This window comes from Phytoactinopolyspora endophytica (genome assembly GCF_004138495.1).
In the GTDB taxonomy this organism is placed as follows: domain Bacteria; phylum Actinomycetota; class Actinomycetes; order Jiangellales; family Jiangellaceae; genus Phytoactinopolyspora; species Phytoactinopolyspora endophytica.
In genome coordinates this window covers 167,471-172,429 of the sequence record NZ_ML142866.1, presented here as the reverse complement: position 1 = coordinate 172,429, position 4,959 = coordinate 167,471, and the positions used below count along the sequence as shown (strand labels likewise).

Sequence of the window (4,959 nt, the reverse complement as noted above, 5' to 3'; positions counted from 1 at the left end):
ACGGTCACTTCGGTCGCGACGACCTGGACGTGCCGTGGGAGCGCACCAACCGCGTCGACGAGCTCAAGGCCGCGGCCCGCGTCTGACCCTTCCGTGGAAGGAGTCGGGGCGAGCCCTCTTACGCACGTGGGCGAGCCGTGGCAAGAATGATATATGCCGCAGTGCTCGCCCATGTGCGTCAATGGGGCCGGCCCGACAACGTTGACGATGCACGCCGACGTGGGCAGGGGCCACCACAAACACGCGCCCGGCGCCGCCCAGTTCGATAGAACGAGGAGACCCCTTTGCGTATCGCAGTGACCGGATCGATCGCCACCGACCAGCTGATGGTCTTCCCGGGCAGGTTCACCGACCAGCTCGTGGCCGACCAGCTGGACCAGGTGTCGCTGTCGTTCCTCATCGACCACTTGGACATCCGCCGTGGTGGAACGGCCGGCAACATCGCTCTCGGATTCGCGAAGATCGGGCTGTCTCCGGTGCTCGTGGGTGCGGTCGGCGAGGACTTCGCCGAGTACCGCTCCTTCCTGGACGGCCACGGCGTGGACACGTCGTCGATCTACGTGTCGGACGACAAGCACACCGCTCGGTTCATCTGCACGACGGATGAGGTGCAGAACCAGATCGCCTCGTTCTACACGGGTGCGATGGAGGATGCACGCGAGATCGAGCTGGCGCCCATCTCGGATCGCACCGGCGGGTTCGATCTGGTGATGATCTGCCCGAACGATCCGGTGGCGATGATCAAGCACACCCAGGAGTGCCGCGATCAGGGGTACCGGTTCGTGGCGGATATCGGTCAGCAGGTGGCCCGGATGACCGGCGACGAGCTGCGTCTGCTGGTGGACGGCGCGCATTACCTGTTCACCAACGAGTACGAGCACAGCCTGTTGCTGGAGAAGACCGGCTGGACCGAGGCGGACGTGCTCGGCCGGGTCGGCTACTGGATGACGACGCTCGGCGCCGCCGGTGCACGTCTGGAGTCCAGCAGCGGCGAGGTCGTGACCGTGCCGAGCGTCCCGGCGAAGCAGGAAGTGGACCCCACGGGGATCGGCGACGCGTTCCGGGTGGGCTTCTTCGCGGGTGTATCCTGGCAACTCTCGACAGAGCGCGCCATGCAGGTCGGGGGCGTTCTCGCCACCATCGTCCTGGAGACGCTCGGGGGTCAGGACTATGTGCTTGAGCCGGACTCGTTCGTACGCCGGTTCGCCGATGCCTACGGCGAGGACGCAGCTGCCGAAGTCAAGCCTTTCATTGGGCGCGTCGCCTGAGGAGGTGGACACACGTGGCTGAGAACGCATTCCCGGACGCGGAGGCCAAGTACGTCGACACCTAAACCATGACCTCGGGCAGCACCACAACCGATCACGCGCAAAAGAGGAGTCAGAAGAATATGACCGCAGGTTTCACCCCGTCCGTGCCGAAGCAGACGATCAACGGCATCGACTTCGCCGTCGCCGATCTGTCGCTGGCGGAGTTCGGACGTAACGAGATTCGTCTGGCCGAGCACGAGATGCCCGGTCTGATGGCGCTGCGTGAAGAGTACGGAGCGTCCCAGCCGCTCAAGGGTGCGCGGATCTCCGGCTCCCTGCACATGACCATCCAGACCGCGGTGCTGATCGAGACGCTGGTAGCGCTCGGAGCCGACGTCCGGTGGGCGAGCTGTAACATCTTCTCCACCCAGGACCACGCGGCCGCGGCCGTCGTCGTCGGGCCGAAGGGCACCAAGGACGCGCCGTCGGGCACCCCGGTCTACGCCTGGAAGGGCGAGTCGCTGCCGGAGTACTGGTGGTGCACCGAGCAGATGCTGACCTGGCCGGGCCAGGGTCCGAACATGATCCTCGACGACGGTGGCGACGCCACGCTGCTGGTGCACAAGGGCGTGGAGTTCGAGAAGGCCGGCGTGGTACCGGCCGCCGGTGCCGACGACCCGGAGGAGTGGAAGGTCTTCCTGGAGCTGCTGCGGGAAACGCTGGCCGTCGACGGCAGCAAGTGGACCACTCTGGCGGCGGACATCAAGGGCGTCACCGAGGAGACCACGACCGGCGTACACCGCCTGTACCAGCTCGCCGAGGCCGGTGAGCTGCTCTTCCCGGCGATCAACGTCAACGACGCGGTCACCAAGTCGAAATTCGACAACAAGTACGGCTGCCGCCACTCGCTCGTCGACGGTATCAACCGCGCCACTGACGTGCTCATCGGCGGCAAGACCGCCGTCATCTGCGGCTACGGCGACGTCGGCAAGGGAAGCGCGGAGTCGCTGCGCGGCCAGGGTGCCCGGGTCATCGTCACCGAGATCGACCCGATCTGCGCGCTGCAGGCGGCGATGGACGGCTACCAGGTCGCCACCCTCGATGACGTCGTCGGTCAGGCCGACATCATCATCACGACGACGGGCAACAAGGACGTCATCACCATCGACCACATGGTGAAGATGAAGCACCAGGCCATCGTCGGGAACATCGGCCACTTCGACAACGAGATCCAGATGACGCAGCTGGAGAACTACACCGGCGTCAAGCGGGTCAACATCAAGCCCCAGGTCGATGAGTGGACCTTCCCCGACGGGCACTCCATCATCGTGCTCTCCGAGGGCCGCCTGCTGAACCTGGGCAACGCCACCGGCCACCCCTCGTTCGTGATGTCGAACTCGTTCTCCGACCAGACGATCGCCCAGATCGAGCTGTTCACCAAGCAGGGCCAGTACGGCACCGACCAGGTCTACCTGCTGCCCAAGCACCTCGACGAGAAGGTCGCCCGGGTCCACCTGGAAGCGCTCGGCGGCAGGCTCACCGAGCTGTCCAAGGACCAGGCCGAGTACATCGGCGTCGACGTCCAGGGGCCGTACAAGCCGGACCACTACCGCTACTAAAGGCGCGTGGCCCCTCGTAGCTTCCTGTACCGCGTGGCCTCTGGCCCACGCCCCGCAGGACGGTAGGAGCCAACCCACGATCACGGCCCGGCCGGGACTGAAGAAGTCCCAGCCGGGCCGTCCTCATGCCGCCGATCGGTGGAGCTGTGCGGGAGCGGATACGTCGTCGTGCCGGCCTGCGCAGCCGTCCGCGTCGCATGCGGTCTCCGACATCGCGTGCCAGGTGAGGGCCAGCTCGTGCACGGTGCGAGCGTCGGCGATGCCGTCGCTGCGGAGGCCGCGTTCGCGTTGGAAGGCGGCGAGCGCCCTCAGTGTCCGCGGGTTGGTGGTTCCGGTCGCGTGGTGCGGCTCCAGACGGCCGATGTCGACCAGGATCCGTTGGACGGACCGTGGGTCGGCCGCCGGGGGACTGGTCAGCCGCTGCCACGCGTCGGACACGGCATGGGCGCGGTTGGAGACGGTCTGCGCAGCACGGTGGAGCCAGATCCTGGTCGACTGCTGCGTGCTGGGAAAGGCGGCCGTGGCGTGGGTGGCCATGGTGTCCTCCTCGTGGGGTTGTGCGGACACTATCCAGACTGCCCGCGATCGCCCCGTCCATGCGTCTGTCCGGAGGATGTTTCCGCGCCTTTAACCGTCTGCCTACGGAATGACAATCGAAGCGGGGTCGTCCACCTCTGGATGGACCCCGACCCTGAGGTGACAGGCTGCCGCCCCGTCCCGAAATGACGTGGACGTCAGTGCACGCAGATAGAGGGCGCCGGCCATCGGCCGGCGCCCTCTATCTCAATGGAGGATGATGTTTACAGGTCGTAGTACAGCTCGAACTCGTGCGGGTGCGGACGCAGCCGGATCGGGTCGACCTCGTTGGTGCGCTTCCAGTCGACCCAGGTCTCGATGAGGTCCGGCGTGAAGACGTCGCCCTCGATGAGGTAGTCGTGGTCCTCCTCGAGCGCCGTCAGCGCGTCCGGTAGCGAAGCGGGGACGGTACCGATGTCGCCGAAGTCCTCCGGCGGCAGCTCGTAGAGGTCCTTGTCCACCGGCTCCGGCGGCTCGATCTTGTTGCGGATGCCGTCGACCCCGGCCATCAGCATCGCGGAGAAAGCCAAGTACGGGTTGCTGGAGGGGTCCGGAACCCGGAACTCGATCCGCTTGGCCTTTGGCGACGTCCCGGTGATCGGGATACGCACGGCAGCGGAGCGGTTGCGCTGCGAGTACACGAGGTTGACCGGAGCCTCGAAGCCCGGCACCAGGCGGTGGTACGAGTTCACCGTCGGGTTGGTCCACGCCAGCAGCGACGAGGCGTGCTTGAGCAGGCCACCGATGTACCAGCGAGCCATGTCCGACAGGCCCGCGTAGCCGAGCTCGTCGTAGAACAGCGGCGAGCCGTCCTTCCACAGCGACTGGTGGCAGTGCATGCCGGAACCGTTGTCGTTGAAGACCGGCTTGGGCATGAACGTGGCCGTCTTGCCGGCCGCCCAGGCGACGTTCTTGATGATGTACTTGTACAACATCAGCTGGTCGCCGGCGTGCAGCAGGCTGTTGAACTTGTAGTTGATCTCGGCCTGCCCCGCGGCGCCGACCTCGTGGTGGGCGCGCTCCACGGGGATGTTCGCGGCGATCAGCGTCTTGACCATGGTGTCGCGAAGGTCGGCGTAATGGTCAGTCGGCGGGACGGGGAAGTAACCGCCCTTGTACCGGGTCTTGTAGCCGCGGTTGCCGCCCTCCTCCTGACGGCCGGTGTTCCAGGCCGCCTCGATGGAGTCGATGAAGTAGTAGCCGGACTTCTCGTTGGTCTGGAAGCGGACGTCGTCGAAGACGTAAAACTCGGCTTCGGGACCGAAGTACGCGGTGTCGGCCAGACCCGTGCTGGCCAGATAGGCCTGCGCCTTGGACGCGATGTTGCGTGGATCGCGGCTGTACGGCTCGTCGGTGAAGGGGTCGACGATGGAGAAGTTCAGCGCAAGCGTCTTGGCCTGGCGGAACGGGTCGACGAACGCTGTGGTCGGGTCGGGGATGAGCTTCATGTCCGACTCGTGGATGGCCTGGAAGCCGCGGATCGAAGAGCCGTCGAACATCATGCCGCCGGCGAT

At 65.9% G+C, this 4,959-nt stretch carries 3 protein-coding genes and 1 pseudogene; 2 read left to right on the top strand and 2 right to left on the bottom strand.

What is annotated here, in order from left to right; genetic code table 11:
* Positions 1 to 284: 284 nt before the first annotated feature.
* Both ELR45_RS27720 and ahcY read left to right on the top strand, forming a co-directional pair.
* Positions 285 to 1,268, top strand: coding sequence for a carbohydrate kinase family protein (locus ELR45_RS27720; protein WP_129669202.1), 984 nt, complete (start codon positions 285 to 287; stop codon positions 1,266 to 1,268).
* A 122-nt stretch (positions 1,269 to 1,390) separates the two neighbouring features.
* A complete protein-coding gene (gene ahcY, locus ELR45_RS27715; protein WP_129669201.1) occupies positions 1,391 to 2,869 on the top strand; it encodes an adenosylhomocysteinase in 1,479 nt (492 codons plus the stop codon).
* A 123-nt stretch (positions 2,870 to 2,992) separates the two neighbouring features.
* Here ahcY and ELR45_RS27710 read toward each other — a convergent pair whose 3' ends face one another.
* Together ELR45_RS27710 and glnA are read right to left on the bottom strand one after the other, a co-directional pair.
* A complete protein-coding gene (locus ELR45_RS27710) occupies positions 2,993 to 3,406 on the bottom strand; it encodes a peptidoglycan-binding domain-containing protein (RefSeq protein ID WP_129669200.1) in 414 nt (137 codons plus the stop codon).
* Between the two features lie 263 nt (positions 3,407 to 3,669).
* A pseudogene (glnA, locus tag ELR45_RS27705) lies at positions 3,670 to 4,959 on the bottom strand (type I glutamate--ammonia ligase); the annotation flags it as partial.

Coding starts and splice junctions, on each gene's coding strand:
- ahcY (WP_129669201.1), top strand. CDS start 1,391: ATGACCGCAGGTTTCACCCCGTCCGTGCCGAAGCAGACGATCAACGGC.
- ELR45_RS27710 (WP_129669200.1), bottom strand. CDS start 3,406: ATGGCCACCCACGCCACGGCCGCCTTTCCCAGCACGCAGCAGTCGACC.